The sequence below is a fragment of the Providencia sp. PROV268 genome, from assembly GCF_028477805.1.
In the GTDB taxonomy this organism is placed as follows: Bacteria; Pseudomonadota; Gammaproteobacteria; order Enterobacterales; family Enterobacteriaceae; genus Providencia; species Providencia stuartii.
The window spans coordinates 1-1,245 of record NZ_JAMPLW010000057.1 but is presented as its reverse complement, the minus strand read 5'-3'; the positions used below and the strand labels follow the sequence as shown (position 1 = coordinate 1,245).

General features: G+C 42.2%; 2 protein-coding genes and 1 pseudogene. All 3 read right to left on the bottom strand.

The window, feature by feature from the left end; translation table 11 throughout:
- Positions 1 to 81: 81 nt before the first annotated feature.
- Positions 82 to 366, bottom strand: a complete 285-nt coding sequence (locus PR699_RS19585; RefSeq protein ID WP_144141540.1) for a hypothetical protein — start codon at positions 364 to 366, stop codon at positions 82 to 84.
- A gap of 119 nt (positions 367 to 485) precedes the next feature.
- Positions 486 to 702, bottom strand: a pseudogene (locus tag PR699_RS19580) (tyrosine-type recombinase/integrase); the annotation flags it as partial.
- 157 nt (positions 703 to 859) lie between these two features.
- Positions 860 to 1,245: tyrosine-type recombinase/integrase (locus PR699_RS19575; protein WP_272577902.1), on the bottom strand; the 386-nt coding region annotated here is incomplete at its 5' end.

Genomic DNA, 1,245 nt, shown 5'->3' with positions numbered 1-1,245 from the left:
TCCAATAAACTAGGGTCAGTTCAGACCCACAGACTCCTAAGAGATGAAACCCCATCAGGGGTTTCCGTTAACTTATGGCTATCAATCAAACGTGTATTCACACTCGATACATTCATAACGATCAAATACCACGCCATCTAAAGCTGAACCACTCACAGCCCCAGCAGTAGCTCCAGCGACTAAACGTCCAAATAGAGCGCCTACCGCAGCACCAGCAATCGTCCCTACAACAGGAACAGCAGAGCCGATAGACGCTCCAGCTAGTGCGCCTGATACACCACCAGCAACAGCTCCGGTCTTTTTCCCGATATGACGTTCACGAATACGGGTTGAGTCACATACAGGGCAACGAATGTAATTTTCCATGATAATTTCCTTTTAGGTTGATTTAAAAGCAAAAAAGCCCCTGTCCGTGAGGACAGAGGCTTTCAGTGATAAAGCTTCTTTATTGAATGAGATGTATTACGATAAATCGTGGTTAGTTATCATGCGTTTTGACGATGAAAATTCCCATGAACAATATTGCCACCATTTCTCAATGAATCGATATAGTCGGCATACCACTGCATCATTTCTCGTCTACCTTCTAAATATTGCGCCATGGTTATAGGTTCCACGTATCGCATTTTTATTGCTATGCGCCATCTGTGTTTCAATACAAGCGCTGTTAAAGTCTTTTTCATGTAAGATCGTACTCATAGTCAAATCGTAGAAATAGATGCAATTTGTTGATTAATCTTGATTAACATTTTAATTTATAGTGCTTTTTAGACTGTTTGGGGGCTCTTGTCTATATCGAATACAGAGGCCCCCAAATAGGCCCCCGGATGAGAGAATTAAACTGTTTTTTATTTGATTTTTAACCGCCGGTATTAATCATTGGGTTATTCAATTTGGCAAAGTCGAATGGCGAAATAGTTTGTTCCCGATTAGCATCCAAATAATCAGCCCACCATTGCACCATTAATCGGCGTTGGTCTATATGTTCTGCCTTATGAATATAAGCAGCCCTCACTGAGTTACGTTCTTGGTGGCTCATCTGACGTTCTACGGCGTCCTTAGACCACAATCCGGACTCAATAAGTGAACTGCACGCCATTGTTCTAAAACCGTGTCCACAAATTTCAGTTTTCGTATCATAGCCCATGACGCGTAAGGCTTTATTGACTGTATTTTCGCTCATAGGCTTAAAGGGATTATGAGCGCCCGTTAGGATCAATTCATGTTCACCCGTCCATGTCCAAA

What these genes read in the sequence shown, in the direction of transcription:
- PR699_RS19585 (WP_144141540.1), bottom strand. Translation starts at nt 366, where the DNA reads ATGGAAAATTACATTCGTTGCCCTGTATGTGACTCAACCCGTATTCGT.